13 protein-coding genes are annotated in these 16605 nt (G+C 42.5%); 10 read left to right on the top strand and 3 right to left on the bottom strand.

Features of this window, described 5'->3' with window-relative positions; all coding sequences use genetic code 11:
- Positions 1–49 precede the first annotated feature (49 nt).
- The 7 genes from A587_RS0110110 (at position 50) to A587_RS0110080 (ending at position 8106) form a co-directional block, all read left to right on the top strand.
- Positions 50–559 carry a YgjV family protein gene (locus A587_RS0110110; protein ID WP_017217482.1) on the top strand — a complete coding sequence of 170 codons (510 nt, stop codon included), beginning with the start codon at positions 50–52 and terminating at the stop codon, positions 557–559.
- A 320-nt stretch (positions 560–879) separates the two neighbouring features.
- A complete protein-coding gene (locus A587_RS0110105) occupies positions 880–3864 on the top strand; it encodes a TonB-dependent receptor (RefSeq protein ID WP_017217481.1) in 2985 nt (994 codons plus the stop codon).
- A gap of 95 nt (positions 3865–3959) precedes the next feature.
- The gene (locus A587_RS0110100; RefSeq protein ID WP_017217480.1) at positions 3960–4958 is read left to right on the top strand and encodes a proline racemase family protein; all 999 of its coding nucleotides are present in this window, start codon (positions 3960–3962) and stop codon (positions 4956–4958) included.
- Positions 4955–6043, top strand: a complete 1089-nt coding sequence (locus tag A587_RS0110095) for a M24 family metallopeptidase (RefSeq protein ID WP_017217479.1) — start codon at positions 4955–4957, stop codon at positions 6041–6043. Before A587_RS0110100 ends, A587_RS0110095 begins: the two co-directional genes overlap by 4 nt.
- A gap of 9 nt (positions 6044–6052) precedes the next feature.
- Positions 6053–6997 carry an ornithine cyclodeaminase family protein gene (locus A587_RS0110090; protein ID WP_017217478.1) on the top strand — a complete coding sequence of 315 codons (945 nt, stop codon included), beginning with the start codon at positions 6053–6055 and terminating at the stop codon, positions 6995–6997.
- Positions 6978–7235, top strand: a complete 258-nt coding sequence (locus A587_RS0110085; protein WP_017217477.1) for a hypothetical protein — start codon at positions 6978–6980, stop codon at positions 7233–7235. The genes A587_RS0110090 and A587_RS0110085 overlap by 20 nt, the downstream gene beginning before the upstream one ends.
- A 556-nt stretch (positions 7236–7791) precedes the next feature.
- Entirely contained in the window at positions 7792–8106 is a 315-nt protein-coding gene (locus A587_RS0110080) for a cupin domain-containing protein (protein ID WP_017217476.1), read from the top strand.
- A gap of 233 nt (positions 8107–8339) precedes the next feature.
- On the opposite strand, the gene A587_RS0110075 is transcribed toward A587_RS0110080, so the two are convergent.
- Positions 8340–9311 (bottom strand): hypothetical protein, encoded by a 972-nt coding sequence (locus A587_RS0110075; RefSeq protein ID WP_017217475.1) that lies wholly within the window; start codon positions 9309–9311, stop codon positions 8340–8342.
- Between the two features lie 367 nt (positions 9312–9678).
- Here A587_RS0110075 and A587_RS0110070 point away from each other — a divergent pair, with 367 nt between their 5' ends.
- The 3 genes from A587_RS0110070 (at position 9679) to A587_RS24905 (ending at position 13564) form a co-directional block, all read left to right on the top strand.
- Positions 9679–10803, top strand: a complete 1125-nt coding sequence (locus A587_RS0110070) for a hypothetical protein (RefSeq protein WP_017217474.1) — start codon at positions 9679–9681, stop codon at positions 10801–10803.
- A gap of 74 nt (positions 10804–10877) precedes the next feature.
- Entirely contained in the window at positions 10878–11624 is a 747-nt protein-coding gene (locus A587_RS0110065; protein WP_017217473.1) for a hypothetical protein, read from the top strand.
- A 197-nt stretch (positions 11625–11821) separates the two neighbouring features.
- Positions 11822–13564, top strand: a complete 1743-nt coding sequence (locus A587_RS24905) for an alpha/beta hydrolase family protein (protein ID WP_017217472.1) — start codon at positions 11822–11824, stop codon at positions 13562–13564.
- A 102-nt stretch (positions 13565–13666) separates the two neighbouring features.
- On the opposite strand, the gene A587_RS0110055 is transcribed toward A587_RS24905, so the two are convergent.
- Positions 13667–14836, bottom strand: coding sequence for a putative manganese transporter (locus A587_RS0110055; protein WP_051020064.1), 1170 nt, complete (start codon positions 14834–14836; stop codon positions 13667–13669).
- Between the two features lie 70 nt (positions 14837–14906).
- The gene (locus tag A587_RS0110050) at positions 14907–16532 is read right to left on the bottom strand and encodes a M28 family metallopeptidase (RefSeq protein ID WP_017217470.1); all 1626 of its coding nucleotides are present in this window, start codon (positions 16530–16532) and stop codon (positions 14907–14909) included.
- Positions 16533–16605: the final 73 nt, after the last annotated feature.

Here is a 16605-nt window from a genome sequence, read left to right as displayed (position 1 = left end):
ATTACTGCAAGCTAACGGCCTGTGACAATGCTTCTTTTAGGAGTTTGTCATGTTCTTATTATCTCAAGTTTTGGTTACCGTTGCTGTTTTACTCGATCTCGCCTCATTTCAATTTATGAAACGCCAGCAGGTGTTATTGGCACTAAGCTTGTCGACTGCACTCACTGCAATTCACTTCTATCTACTTGATGCTATGGCTGGTGCTTTGCTTATGGCGGTTGCGAGCCTCAGATATCTGGTGTTTATCAAGTCGCAGTCAAAGCGCTTGCTTATCGGGTTTCTACTACTCAATACCGTGCCACCTTTAGTACACTTAAATGCAAATTACGAACTTTATGCTGTTTTTGGCAGTATTTTATTGACATTAGGGGCATTTATTCGCGCGCAGGTGGCATTTAGGTGTGTGATGATGTTAGGTACTGTGTGCTGGCTGATACATAATTGCTATGTCGGCTCACCCATGGCAATTGTGCTAGAAAGTACTTTTTTGGTGAGTAATTTGATTGGACTAGGGCGAATTTATATGAAGCGTAAAACAAATAAGTTGAAGGTTGAGTAAAACGCTCTGGCTAGCAGCCTAATTGAAATGGGTCCAATTCTACTGCTATCGACACCAATTAGATTAAATTTGAATATATCAAATAATTCAATGAATTAGGTTGTTCCATGTCTGCTTTCTAAGCTGTTTGTAATGAGTTCAAGCGGTACCAAAAACGAGCTGAAATAAAAAATTAATAAATAATTCCTATCCAAATCAAAGTGTTATTATCTTTATATGTAATTATTGCATAATTAATATTGTATACAATATATCTATTGTGTATTGTTTGTTCGTTACCAAAAAAACACTCAAATCAATGGGAACAAAAGGACAACAATATGCGTAATAACAAAAAAACAGCGCAAACACTGTGTAAATCACTCACAGCATCAGCACTTGCTCTAGCATTGGGGACTACTACTGCATTTGCTGCAGATGGCAATAGCACTGTGAAAGGGAGCATCGTTAATAGTCAAGGTCTTGAGTTATCGCAGGCTCAATTGACCTTTACACATAAAACTAAGGGGCTGAAGTTTGCTGTACAAACTAATGGCAAGGGCGAATACATTTTACGTAACCTGCCTGTTGGTCGTTACAGCGTGTCGATTAATAAAGCAGGATTTGAAACCGTTATTGAAGAGGATGTCGAGCTTAATATTGGACAGGCGCTGATCTTAGACGCTCAACTATTACAACAAGGACAGGATATAGAACGGATAGCAGTAACTGGTACGGCTATCCGACGTGTTGATATGGCCTCGTCAACGGCTGGCGTAACCTTTACAGACGCAGAGCTTAAAGTTATGCCAGTAAACACCGGCTTTGAAAGTATCGCGTTACTCGCACCGGGTACCGCTGAACCAGGTGGTAGTTCGTTTCGTGGTGCATCAAGCTTTGGCGGTTCTTCGTCAGCAGAAAATGGCTATTACTTTAATGGCCTAAATGTCACGAGTATTCAAACGGGTTTAGGCTCAATTCGCTTGCCTTGGGAAGCTATTTCGCAAACCCAAATTAAAACGGGGGGAATTAGCCCTGAATTTGGTGGTGCATTAGGGGGGATAGTTAATGCAATCTCTAAATCTGGTGATAACGAATTTAACTTAGGGGCGGAAGTGAGGGTCGATCCTTCATCAAGTCATAGTTATCACGACTCTAATTATTTAGATAATGGCACCATCAATATAAATACTGAGCAAGATTATGACTCGTTCAAAGAACTGCAAATCTGGGCGAGTGGTGCACTCATTGAAGACAGCTTATTTTACTATGGCCTGTATGCGCCTCGACGAGAGGTTAATCGCTGGGCTGGACAAACGACCTTCAATGACAGAAGCCGAGATGAAGACCGCTGGTTTGCAAAACTAGATTGGTTCATCAATGAAGACCACTCAATCGGTTTTTCAGCCATGAATAACAAAAGAGAATGGACGAGACAAACCTATGCCTATGATTGGGAAAGCGATGCGATTGGTGATAAACAAGGTGTAGCGGCTCCAGGTGAAGATGGCGGTAAGGTTTACAGCATCAACTATAATGGGTACTTTTCTGACTTCTTCTCGGTGTCTGCGGTAGTTGGCCGAGTCACAGAAAATGTAGAAAACATTGTCGCATCGACCGTACCGGGAGTTTGGGATGAAAGAGAAGGGACGGTAACGTTATCAAGCCACACGGCAAGCGGTGTTTCTGAGCAAGAATTTATCCGTGACCAAGCGAGAATAGATTTTAATATCGATTTGGACTACCACTCCATTCTGTTCGGTGTCGATTATACCAAAGTGACAGTAGATTATTTTGAAGGTCAAAATGGTCTTGGAGACGCAGAAGGCTGGTGGACAATCAAAACTGCTGGTGAAGGTAGCATTTCTGGTGCTGCGCTAGGTCAGGATTATATCGAACGTCGAATAAGAACAAGGACGGTTGATTCTGAGGTTAATTCACTCGCATTCTACGTCAATGATTCTTGGCAGGTCACCGACCAACTCGTGTTAAATCTGGGCTTGCGTTATAGTCAGTTTGAAAATACCGTCACCGACGGCAGAGCATTTGTTGATATGGATAACCAACTTGCGCCTAGATTTCAAGCGATTTATGACCTAAACGGTGATGGCGAATCCAAAGTTTTCTTTACTTACGGGCGATACTTCCAACCTGTATCTGCCAACATGAACATCACTCAAGGCTCGGCTTCAGTAGAGTGGTTTGAGTATTTCGACCTAGATCAAGTCGACAGTGATGGTTATCCTGTTTTATTGAGTGATGGTTCGCCAAGTCGAGGGGAAATGCTTCGAGATAGACGCTGGCGCCAACGCGGAATTACAGAGCCCGGTTTGATAGCTTCGTCCACCCTTAAGCCGATGTATTCTGATGAATTAACCTTAGGGTATCAGACCACCGTTTTTGACGATATGGCATTTGGAGTTAGGGCGATTTATCGAGATCTTGGACGCAGTGTTGAAGATACGGATGTCGGCCCTGTGCTTGCGAAGAAATTGGCCGAACTCGGTATCCAAGACAATGTCGGTCAGGGTTCTTACTATGTGCTAAATAACCCGGGTGAAGCGATCACCATGAGTTATGACTTTGATGGCGATGGCCAAGTCGATGAAGTGACACTTAGTGCAGAAGAGCTTGCCCTGCAACAAGCAGTGCGTAAATATCTGGCACTTGAATTTACCTTAGAAGGCAATATTACCGAAAAGTTACGGATTAATTCTTCTTATACTTGGTCACATAGCTATGGTAATACAGAAGGTTTAGTGAAAACCGATAACGATCAGGCCGATCCAGGTTGGACAACTTCCTATGACTACGCGGATCTGATGGATCACGGCTATGGTAATTTGCCGAACGACCATCGCCATTCAATAAAAGTATCAGGTTCTTACGATATCACAGATGAGTTAACTCTTGGGCTGGTTGCAAGAACGTCATCAGGTCGCCCGACTAACTATTTCTCAAAACACCCTGTCGGTGTAGATAGCTGTGCGCCTGGTAACCCTTGGGATGCTTGCGTGAGTAAATATTACGGCCATGTTTCGCATTACGACGAAAATGGTAACCCAGCCCCTCGCGGCAGCGTTGATAATCTTCCTTGGGCAACCACGGTAGACTTATCACTCAGTTACTCTACCGACATCATGGGACATGACTTGTTACTCAAGGGCACCGTTTATAACCTACTAAACAGTGATAAAGCGCTTGGGATCAATGAACAGCGATCTTTAGATGGTGAAAAAGGCTTAATCGTTAATCCTGACTACGGCATAACAACGTTACGACAAACTGAGCGTTACGCGTCGTTGGTTGCAAGGTTTACATTCTAGTTTCCCTGGTGATAGCCAAGTCTGGGTGCTATGCACCTAGTTCTTGGTTTAAGCCAAGCCAAGTGTTTGGCTTATTTCATGTCACGGAGAGTATGATGACGTTAACAATAGATTTGGAGCAGATACTGAGTCACGCGAAAGTAGTAGAGACGGTTGACATGCATACCGCCGGAGAGCCTTTGCGGGTGATTGTCGGTGGCTTCCCTGAACCTCAAGGCAACACTATTTTAGATAAACGGCAATACTGCGTAGAAAATCTTGATCACTATCGCACCGCGCTGATGTATGAGCCTAGGGGTCATGCTGATATGTATGGTGCGCTTATCGTTGAAAAGCAGTTACCAGAAAGCGATTTTGGCGTGTTATTTCTTCATAATGAAGGGTACTCAACAATGTGTGGTCATGCGGTTATTGCTTTAGCCACACTATTTTTACAGCACAATCCTGCAAAGAAGCAGTTATTGATAGATACGCCTGCTGGGCTAATTACTGCATGGCTAAGAGACGGCCAAGCTGAATTTGCCAATGTACCAGCAGAGGTGGTGACACTTGATAAGCAAGTGAAGACATCTGAATTTGGTTTAATCTCAGTGGATATTGCATTTGGTGGAGCGTTTTACGCCTATATTAACGCTGATACAATCGATTTAGCTCTTACGTCAGCAAATGCTGCTTACATTCAGCAGTTAGGTTTAACGCTTAAACAAGAAATTGCAACACAGATTAGCTTAGCGCATGACGATGCGCGCCTTGCGTTTTTATATGGTGTGATTTTCTATTCCAATTCTCAAAAATCGGACTCTGCCCACAGTAAACATGTATGCATTTTTGCCGATGGCGAATTAGATCGCAGTCCAACAGGGACTGGGGTCAGTAGTAGAGCTGCAATTCTTGCCGCCAGAGATGAGCTCGCCGCAAATCAACGTATCTTTATTGAAGGTATATTAGGCTTGGGCTTGGATGTTTGTTATCAACTTAGTGATGACAGTAAATCGTTAATCCCAATAGTTTCGGGCACGGCCTATATTACAGGCCGACACCAATTTATTTTAGACGACCACGATCCATTAGTAAGAGGATTTTTACTACGATGAATGTAGATTACGCAGCCAGACAGCAACGCTTAGTCAATAAATTACAACAACATCAAAGCGACGCTATCATTATTTATGGCTACGAGAATATTGTATATTTAACCGGCTTTACCGGTCATGCCGCAACATTGTTGATCTCTTCAAATGGGCGACACCGACTCATTACCGATTATCGTTACTTTGAGCGTGCTTGCAATGAAGCAGTTGGAGTCGAAGTTATTTTAAGAAATCGTGATAAAGAAACGTTACCTGATTGTATTTTTAGATTATTGGATGGGCCGCGACAGCTTGCATTTGAAGCGCATCAAATCAGTCACGCAGATTATGTCTCATTAAACATCAGCGCAAAAAATACCACGCTTATCGCCGCGCCGCTTTGGGTGGAATCACTAAGACAAGTTAAAGATAGTGATGAAATTAACTGTATTAAACGTGCCGCCGAGATAGCTGACTCGGCGCTTGCCCATACACTGCCTTTGTTAAAAGTAGGGATCACTGAGCGAGAAGCGGCAATTGAGCTTGAGTATCAGATGCAAAAGCTAGGCTCCGAAGGTCTCTCTTTTGACACAATCCTATTATTTGGTGCGCGTTCTTCCTTACCGCACGGAAACCCAGGACAGACAAAACTTAACCTAGGCGATTTAGTACTTATCGACTTTGGTGCGGTGATAAGCGGCTACCGCTCTGATATGACGCGAAGTTACGTGTTAGGGGAGCCGACGAAGCAACAACAATCCATTTATGACACGGTCCAACATGCGCAGCGAGCTGCGTTGGCGCTAATAAAAGCGGGCGTTAACTGCATAGATTTAAATAACGCATCACACGATGTGTTGAGTCATAGTGACTTTTCACAATACGCAGGTGAGGGACTTGGTCACGGTGTGGGGCTATTTCTACACGAGCAGCCGTTTATTAAACCTGGGGTCGATCACCAATTAGAAGCTGGCAATATCATAACCATAGAGCCGGGTATTTACATTCCAAATTATGGTGGTGTGCGCTTGGAAGAAGATATATTGGTGACTGAAAATGGTTTTGAATGCTTAACCCACGCGCCACAAGTATTTCAGCTAACAAACTAAGGGATGATGATGCAAATTATTACTCGCCAAGAGGTCGCGGATAACCTCAACTACCCAAGCTTAATTCAAGCGCTTAAACACGGTTTTGCGCAACCAGCAGGTACACCAACACGGCAAGTTTTTGAGCTAGATAATAGTCACAGCAATCATGACGCTTTTGCTGTTTTACCTGCTTGGAATGCCGATGTGATTGGCGTAAAGGCGTTTACCTATTTCCCTGATAACAACCAGTACGATAAAGCCAGCCTTTATTCAAAAATCATGCTGTTTTCTAGGCAGTTCGGTGAGCCGCTCGCGCTTGTGGACGGCACCGAAGTAACATTGTGGAGAACCTCTGCTGTGTCAGCATTAGCCGCGGAGTATTTAGCACCTAAACATGCCAAACATTTGGTTTTCTTCGGTTCAGGCAATTTAGCCAGTTACATGATTAATGCGCATTTAAGTGTAAGGAATTATAGTAAAATTTCAATAATTGCACGTAATTCTGAAAAAGGACGCCTGTTGCTGGAGCTATTGTCCTCGCAGCATCAGGGAGTGGAATTTTCATTGTATCAGCAGGCAACCGCATCTGTTATTGCTTCGGCAGATGTGATCAGCTGTGCAACAGGCAGTCATACGCCTTTGTTCAATGGAGAGTGGTTGAGCGATGGCACGCATATAGACTGCATTGGCAATCACCATAAAGATTGTCGAGAAACTGATACCACAACGGTAACTAAGAGCCGCGTTTTTGCAGATAGTCGCGCCAATGTATTGAACGAGGCGGGCGAATTGTTGTTACCGATCAGTGAAGGTAAGTTTAGCCCCGATAAGGTGGTTGCAGAGCTTAGCGAAATGACTAAAAATAACCTAGGTCGAAGTAACGAGAATGAAATTACTTTGTTTAAGTCTGTAGGAACAGCGCTGAGTGATTTAATTGGAGCGAAATTAGTGTATGACTTGGTTCAAAAATAAAGAGCACGGTAAAGTGTATGAAGTAACCGCAGTAGTCAAAGCTGCTGATAAGCGCTTGGTGAATCCGCTTATTTGTCACGAATGTCACATGTTGGTTAGTTATCAAGGAGTTGGCGGCGAAACGAAAAGCGAAAAGCTGCTTTATGACGAGGTGTTTTACAAAGCGTTTCAAAACCACGATAGCTGTTACGTCATGGTGGATGACAATGGTATTCGCCATTATCATCCAAGTGAGTAAAGTGACTTATTTAATTAAGTGAACACAATTAGGTGAATAAGTGCTAATTTTTGACCTGACAGAGTACAAATATAGAATGCTATGAGTACGGACACTTCAGCTATTGGTCAGGTGCTGACTGCGGTACTAACATGTTTCTGTCCCACAATGAGTTAACATAAATGCTCTAAGGGTCTGCGTTGAGCGCATAGCGGACGGTGAACAAAGCCATGTGTACGATTTAGCAGCTCGATAGCTGCTTAAAATCAATTGGTTAACCTGCTTAATTGCTCAGCCTAGCGGCCTCTGTGCGCGTAAAAAATATAATTGCTTATTAAGGCAAATTTAGATGTAATGAAGACATAATAAGCGCTGAGCAATGCAGGGAAAGCTTACAAACACTAGCTAGGAAAGTGAGAGCTTCCAAAAAGCCTATTTTTTCTAAGTAAGCTATAGCATAAACAACACCAACTCTGTAACACCGAGCAGGTAGCGGCTCAGTCCAAAAAGCGATTATGCAACACAGACTACGTGTCGCATAAATACTAAAATGTTATGTGTTCTAGCGAGGATTGAGATGTCTGGAAGTTACCCTGCAAAAATAAAGAAATTACCTCTCTACGATGGTCGTTTTGATGCTTACAAGCTAGAGGCTAAAGATAGCGATGTTTTGTTCGCCTCATATCCTGCGGGAACTGAAATTCCACCACATACACATGATACTGACAACTATGGTGTAATAACTAAGGGCGAGTTGATTCTAACTATGGATGGAAAAACTGAGAAAATAGGGCTCGGGCAGTGGTATCACGTTCCTGCCCACGTCGAACATTCAGCTCGGTTCGAAGTAGAAACAGATGAAATTGAATTCTGGTTTACAAAGAACATATAACATAATCATCAACAGAATAATCATTGATGACACCCACCGTTATTTGTATCTATGCTGGCAAAGTGAGATTAAAACGTGCGGAAACACCTCAATCACTGGGTACAAAAACGTTTTTCGATAGGCCAATTTTTAGCGCTTAAGCGTATTTCTACACTAAAATTGGGTTATTGCGCACGACAACGTGCTGTAAATACAGCAGTAAGAAAATTCTAGAATTGAGAATGTGAGTTTTGCTAAGCCAGCAAGCGCTCGCAGTTTTTTAGGTTCGTTCGTCGTCGTTTTTGAAGTGTTTCGCAGTAAGCGGTTATTGTCCGCTCTCGACCAACGGCACCGTGAAATACCCGTGAAAATTGCGTAGTGAGTTTTATCCAGTTCTCCGGATCTATATTTAGTCGAGTAAGAATGGATTGAGACTCAAAGATATAACCGCGTTTATCGGCGTGAATACATTGGCCCGTGAGCTCAACTAATTCAATATAGGATTTGAGTTCAAAAGGCAGGCCTTTGGGCATATGTTTTCGTGGGCTACCAGCGAAGCGTAGTAGACTTTTTGGTTGTTTGCCCTGTTTAGCGTAGTCAATTCGTTTTTTGATGCTGGTGTAGTCTGAGGTCTCAGGTGTTGCGGCAATTTTGGCTCTAATAGGGTTTAAGTCTACGTAAGCGAGACAAGCAGCCAGTGCTGCCTCGTCCAGTAATGCTTGGGATTTAAATCGACCTTCCCAAAACCGACCTGTACAATCATCTTCTTTATTTGCTCGACGGGCGATGTCTTCGTTAAGTACCCGCATAAACCAGCTAATATCTGCGAGCCTTTCCCTGTACTTGGAGACATGCTCGTTGAGTATTAATCGCTCCGACTCACTGAGTGGTTCATTTTCAATATACTTTTGGCTTATCCAATTGCCCTTAAACAACTTGTGCCACCTTATCACAACTGCTTTATCCGACAGGCGCTTAGCTTTTTTATCATCAACATATAAAACAATATGAGTGTGATTACTCATCACCGCATAAGCACAAATATCAATACAAAACACAGACCCCAACATCAGGAGCTTTTCTTCAACCCAATCACGGCGGTGTTCATATGATTTTCCAGTAAATTTATCTTCACCGCAGAGAAAGGCACGCCTTACACAGCGGGAGATGCAGTGGTAATATTTGGTGTCAGTTAAACTGATTTGTCTTTTACGGGCAGTTGCCATAGTTTGGTTTCCTCAATCCTTTGAGTGCAGAGTTAAAGCTTAGGCGGTATATTTAGAAGGTGCAAATTAGTGGTGGGTGTCAGTGATTTGTCCAGTGGTGGGTGTCAGTGATTTGTCTCAGTGATTTGTCATAACGGTGTTGCTAGCAAGCAGCTTTCATGGCTTGGTGCAATCACATTGCTTTTTGGCATGCTTTCATTGGTAGTTATCCTATGTCTGCCGCTGTTCTAGCTCCGAGCACTTTAACAAGCGCATGTTGTTCGCCCCTACGGGGCTGGGACCTCCGTTCCGCTGCGCTTCACTACGGCCCCAAATGCGGGCGTTAGACATCTATAGCAATCAACAGCATATGGAGAGTATTTTATAAATGAGCGTTATTTCATCTTTTAATAATTTAGATAAGCGGTTTGCGTGGTCATTCTTAGGGTTTATGTTGGCCGCCGTTTTTGGTGGAATAACAATTTATACTGAATTTTTTAGAGTCGATACACCTTCTGTTATCGTAGAAATAGTGAGTGAAGCAAATGTTCTTGATGTGAAAGAAGATATCAATGAGCTAAAAGTTTTCTACGGTGACGTTGATATTAAAAGCTTAAATCAAACATTGTCGGTACTATTTGTTAGGGTGAAAAACATTGGTGGAGCTCCGATTCTAAATGGCTACTATGATATAAATTACCCATTTAATATTTCATTGAAGGAAGGTAAGTTTTTAAAAGTAGAGCAATTAAACGCTACTAATGGATACCTAGAATCAGCAGCTCAGCCAAAAATCGAGACTGACAAGAAAATTATTCTCCCTGAGGTGATCTTGGAGCCTGCCGAGAGTTACACAATAAAAATACTAGCTCTCCATAAATCAAATTCAAATATAGGTATTGAAGTTTTAGGTAAAATTGCAGGGACTAAAGAAATAAAATTAACTCATTTAAATGACGAAGATAAAGAGCTGTCATTTTGGGGTTCTGTTTTTTATGGTGATCCACTTGTTCAGATTGCTCGCCTCCCAATCTACTTTTTTGGCTTTATCTTTGGGTTGGCTTTTACCTTTGGGCCAATTGCATTCGCTTCGGATGCTATATCAACAAGAAAAAGAAAGAAGGTTGTAGCGCAGTATAAGGAGTATGATAAAGGCGATCTGTCTAAATATCATGAGATTATTTTTAGCGCGTATATCAGCGATGGACTGTACCTATTAGCTGAGGCAAAAGAGGCTTTAGCTGATAAACGAAATTGGAACCGCCTGCTGCAAAGAGAAAATAATGATAGTGAAGCAGCTGAACCTATACCTCAAAGTCCAGCTACGCGGCTTATGTTTGAGCAAGATGAGCGCATTGAGTCAGGCCCGCGATATCGCAAACACCGAGCTGCAAGGCTAATTAGAAAAATTGGGGCACTGACTAAGTCAGAAGACAATCAGATCAATATTAATGAATCTGTAGAGTCTGGGCTTAGCAAATTCATTGACTTTGTTGTAATCAAAGAGAGCTGAATGCCTAACAAGGCGCTGCTGTCGGACAAATTTTCCGCAGAGCGCGGCGTTATATTTTAATTTGAGATTTGAGCATGAAAAAAATTTGGAATGAACTAATTCTACCTTTTATCAAACGGTGGTTGTTGGCGCCTTTTTCAAATAAAGTAACAAAAATGTTTCTTTATACTGGTGCTGCTATCGTAGCTGCACCATTAATTGAGCATTTAATTATAAAGGTTGTCCTACTTAAACTATTTGATATTGATATACCAATTGATGTCCCGGATGTGCCTGCTTATGTAGCTGGAGTAGCGTTAATGTTTCTTGGTGGTCTTCATAACATTGGGTTTCAATACATTAACTATGTGCAAACTAAATATAATGATGGTAAGGCTCTGGAAGTACTTAAAAGCCAGCAACCTCATGACAAAAAAATAATCGATGAATTGCTAGTGTTATTACCCTATGAAAATACTCATCATTGGTTAGAGCAAGCTGGTTATGCGGGGTTAAGACGGGATTTCTCACACGATTTGCAAGAATGTGAAAAGTTCAACGATGCTCCCTATAAGGTATATAACCAAAGCGTGGAAACTGCGAAAACAGCTTTGATAGATCAAATTCAAGATTTCAATGTTCATTGTATGGGGCACCTTGGGGCACAAGAAGATACAACAGGGGAAATGTATTTGCCTCCTTACCACTGGAAAAGCCAAGGAAAAGAGAGTGAAGCAAGGTATTACGAACAGGTTAAAGGTGTGAGCGAGTCAGGACAAAAAGTTAGAACCATGCTTGATCAGTTTATTGAAGTCGTAAAGAAGGAAGGCTTCATAATTTAAAATATAACAAAGCATTCAAGAGGGATTCACAACGCTTGGCAGTTTTGGTTTGAATCAGCTTTAGTGTTTACAGCACAATAGCTTAGGTTGGGTGGTGGCGTTGTTCACCCCTTAATGCGGCGTTATAACTTTCTCGATCTCGTTTAAACCTTTATTAAATATTAGTCGACTAAGTATATTTTAAGATAAAGGAAAATATGTTGTTTACCAGAACCCTATTCCATTTTTTTGTGATTTCTTTAGGACTTCTGACATGTTCAGTTTATGCATCAGTAAAAGATCTAAAAAATTGTGTTTTGGCACAGTATAGTCCGCAAACAGGCGCAATTTCGGGATTGCCGGATCCATCTACCATGGGAAGCTATAAATTTAAGGTAGTGAAATATGGTAAGAAACCTTCAATATTTAGCTCTTCAAATCCGGAAATTGTTACTAAAAAAGTAAAGCTCCCAAGATTCTTGGCGGAATATTCTCGTTCCAAAGGTTACAAAGATGATGCCTACCATAAGTTTAATAATAATGTTTCCATTGATGGTAAAGTTTGGCTTCCAAATGGGAAAGGTCCATTTCCTTTAGTGTTAATTACTCACGGAAATTCTGCTCCAGGCTTTGATTATCTGGCAGAACTATTAGCGAGCCGGGGTTATTTAGTCGCACAGGTTGATCAGACATATTTAAACGGTTTATGGGGCGAGAACGGTGCCAGAGGATGGGTATTGCTTGAACATTTGAAGTTATGGAGACAGTGGAATTCAGAATCAAAACAGCCTTTTTTTGAGAAAGTTGACATGGAGAATGTTGCACTTATAGGGATGTCTAGAGGTGGTGAAGCGGTCGCTCTGGCTACAACATTTAACCAATGGCAAACACTGCCTCATAGTGATGAAGTTCTAGATTTAGGGTTTAACATTCGAGCTGTTGTAGCGCTTGCACCTATGGATGGGCAATACCTACATACAGACGGAAGTAATGTCTTGAAAAATACCAATTACCTTGTCCTACAAGGCGGCCACGATGCCGATGTTTATCAGTTTCTCGGTAGCCAACAATGGCAAAGAACAAGCTTTGATGACGGTGGAGACTATCTTAAGCAATTGGTCTATTTTTACCGTGGAAACCACATTAACTTTAATCAAAGTATGTCTGGAAGTTTTCATTGGGGAAAAAGGGGGGATTTTGACGCTCAATTGCTGGCACCAGCTCAACAAGAAAAGCTTACTAAAGTATTTGTATCAGCTTTTCTAGAAGCATCTATATTAAAAAAGGTTGAATATCGCCAGCTTTTTAAACAGCTACCACTGACCGAATTTGATTTACCTGAAGATATCTACATCAGTCGCTATATTACTTCCGATTTCAAGGTTGTTGAGGATTTCGAGGATAGCTCTATAAAGGTAAAATTATCGCGGGTAAACCGAGATAATAAGCAAACTTTTCTACCTGTATCGATTGAACCAGAACGGTTGAGGTATGGCGTAGAGACTCCAAATCAAGTGCTAAGACTAAACCTTGCAAGAGACATTGAAACGCATGTGAGAATGCAGCTACCTGCCCAAGTGATAAAAAATCAGAGGAATCATCAGTATTTTAATTTTCAATTTTCATTAGCGCGCACAGACACTTCTACGCAACAAAAGTGCGAACCCTACAACTTATTCTCTGAGACTAAAGTCGAAGTGCTACAAGATTCTTTATTGGTTGAGTCTATTTCATTGGGTTCCATAGGAACCGTTAGTCCTTTATTGCTTTCCGACTTCTCAGAACTGGAACGAGGAGATGTTCAATACGCACAAACAGAACCAGTTTTACAAACTTTTTCCGTTCCGGTTAAAGTTGAGAATATCGGTAATGGTGCAACAGAGCTTGATATCATTTTTAAGCCATCACAAAATGTGACTATTATTCTCGATGATTTTGGAGTTACCGGAGGCACACATTAGTGCAGCCATTAATAAATATCGCAGTCTCTATAGATTGGAACTAAGTTATAACAAGGCAATTATGTATGGGACGTCTAAAGCTTGGCTGGCGCTCATTCTTCGCTAATAAGCCAAGTTAATGTAGTAGAGGCCGTAGCCCACGATAAATGCAGGCACTGCAGAGTAGATGGTGGCAAATAGCGCCGCCCTTGGTGCCAATGCTATCGCTGGAAATAACGCATCGCCATCGTTAGCAACGGCATTGGCTGCAAGGGCACTAAATGGCACGACGCCTTGTAGGTAAAGCGTTGTTACGACAATTTGGGGTCCACAGCCAGGTAATAACCCGACAAGAATGGCCACCAGTGGTGCATACAGTGCATAGTCTTTAAACCAAACCGCGAGATCAAGCCCTAAATACGCAGTAGATAGCTCGTAAAGCAAAAAGCTTGCAACCACCCAAGCGGTCACAAAGTGCGTGTCCTGCAGCACTCTAGTGAGTTTTGAGGGTGGGTCGCATTCGCCTTCTTCACAGGTGATATCTTTATAGCTTACGCCTTTTGAATTCAGTGCCCACACGCAAACAGCAAAAAGACATAATGCTGCACCAAGCCAAGCAATTTCTGTATCAAATGGCGCTAAATCGACGTTAAAAGCAATCGCGAGTGCAATAGCAAGGCTAGGTAGTAAGCACAGCTTCCACACCTTACGGCTTAGACTAAACGCACGGCTCGCGTGTAAGGTTTCTTCTTCGACCTCATTGATGGTCTGCGGGACACAAAAATCGGGTTTATGAATTAAGTGCACACATAGCCCACTCACGATACCCACACCAACGCCCATCGCGATGATAGTGAGGCCTGTCAGGGGCTCTTTGGCGAGTAGCAAAAACGCTGCATCTCCCATCGTCGCAGTAAGCACTGCGACAACTGAAGCAAAGCTCGCTTGTTTTTTGGTAAATTGGGTGACCACGATAATCGCACCACCACAGCCTGGCAACGCGCCTAATATTGACGCCATACCAATTTCGAGAATAGGGGATTTGGTACTCAGATAACTGAGATTAAGCTGTGGAATTCTGTCAACAAGAAAGTAGTACACGAGTAGAGTAGCGGCAACAAAAACGCTGACTTGAAAGAATGCATCACTCAGCGCACTGACCACAATTGGTCTCGCCGTTTCAAATGCCATTAGTACAATAATAACGAGGGGTAAAATCAACCGCTTGTTGAACAATAAACTCACCTTAGCGCCATGTGCTGGTTGAGAGTATCGAAGTAGAGATGAAAACATAAAGTGCAACCCGTGTATTGTCTAAGTTGCACTTTAATTTCATTTTAAATGAAAATCAATATCATTTGCATTATTTTCTTTGGAACTCAGCGGTTGCTTTCCATTTCGGCCATGCATCTTGCTCAGAGACATCGTAGCCAACTTTAAAGAACAGCTGTAGATCCTGGATTGCTCCGCTTAAATCCCACTCTTCACGGTAGCGGTCACACGGCTGATGATAACAACCACGCAATACTAAGCCCATACGTTTACGGTAGGTTTCAGTCTCTTCGTCACGTGCTTCGGTTCCACCACCTGCGTACATGGCAGGCACACCCATGTTCGCAAATGCGAAGTGATCGGAGCGATAGTAACCACCAGCGGCAGGACGTGGATCCCCTGAAACGACGCGGTCTTGCGCTTTTGCTGCGGTTTCTAGCATTTCATCGAGTTCCGATTTACCAATACCAACTACGCTGATGTCTTTTACTTTACCCAATAAATTTAGGCTATCCATATTGATGTTAGCAACGGTTTTCTCTGCTGGAATAACAGGGTTTGCAGCATAAAATTTAGAGCCTAACAGACCTTGCTCTTCAGCCGTTACGGCCAAAAATGTAATTGAACGGTTAGGGCGAGTTGGTAGTTTAGTAAAGGCTTCAGCTACCTCAATCATACCGCCTGTACCGCTAGCATTATCATGTGCGCCGTTATAGATCTGATCGCCTTTACGATTTGGATCGGTACCTAAATGATCCCAATGTGCTGAGTAGATGATGTGCTCGTCAGACTTTTTGCTACCTGGTAGGGTGGCGATAAAGTTATACGAAGTTGATTTTTTGATGGTGTTTTTGACGGTAACTGACGCGCTTAGGTTGCCCATATCAACGTGGTATGCGCCTTCAGCAGCTTTTTTCTTTGCAGTGTCAAAATCAAGTCCTGCCTTTTGAAACAGCTCTTTAGCAACGTCTACCGTTACCCAACCTTCAACCGCAACGCGGTCCATATTGTTATTTTCTTTTTGGAAGCCAAACTGTGGGCCACTCCAAGAGTTTTCTACTACGCTCCAAGGATAAGAAGCTGGCGCTGTTTCATGAATAATGATCGCACCTGCTGCGCCTTGGCGTGAAGCTTCTTCGTATTTATACGTCCAACGACCATAATAGGTCATAGCTTCACCGGTAAATTTACCCGAGTCAGGATTAGCAAAGCCAGGATCGTTTACTAGCATCACCACTGTCTTGCCTTTCACGTCTAGGCCTTCGTAATCATTCCAGTCGTACTCTGGAGCATTTACGCCATAGCCAACAAAAACCAGCTCTGAATCTTTGATTGATTCGAGTTCACTGATACGGGCTGAGCCCATCACCATGTCTTTTTTATATTCGTAGTTTTTGCCACCGATTGTTAACGTCATATTAGGATCGGCTTCAAGCGAAACAAGCGGCACTTCTTGTAAGAAGCTGTTGCCATTTCCTGGCTGATAGCCAAGCGCTTTAAAATGTTTGGTTAAATAGGCAAGCGTTAGCTCTTCACCTTTTGTTGACGGAGCACGGCCGCCAAATTCGTCAGAGGCAAGGGTTTTAATATGGGCTCTGAGTTGAGCATCGTTAATACTATTATATGCAGTATCGATGTCTTGGGGGCTATTGCTAGTGCTAACACAGCCCGCCAGCACCGCCATAGATAAAGCGCTAAGCGTCAGTTTAAGTTTCATAATTGCCTTTCTTTTACTTGTTAGGAACCCATAAGTAGTAACATAAAATGCGTAAAAGTTCGAGCGGGACAAG

It is taken from the genome of Pseudoalteromonas sp. NJ631, assembly GCF_000276645.1.
GTDB classification, from domain to species: Bacteria; Pseudomonadota; Gammaproteobacteria; order Enterobacterales; family Alteromonadaceae; genus Pseudoalteromonas; species Pseudoalteromonas piscicida.
This window is presented reverse-complemented; position numbering and strand designations above follow the sequence as displayed.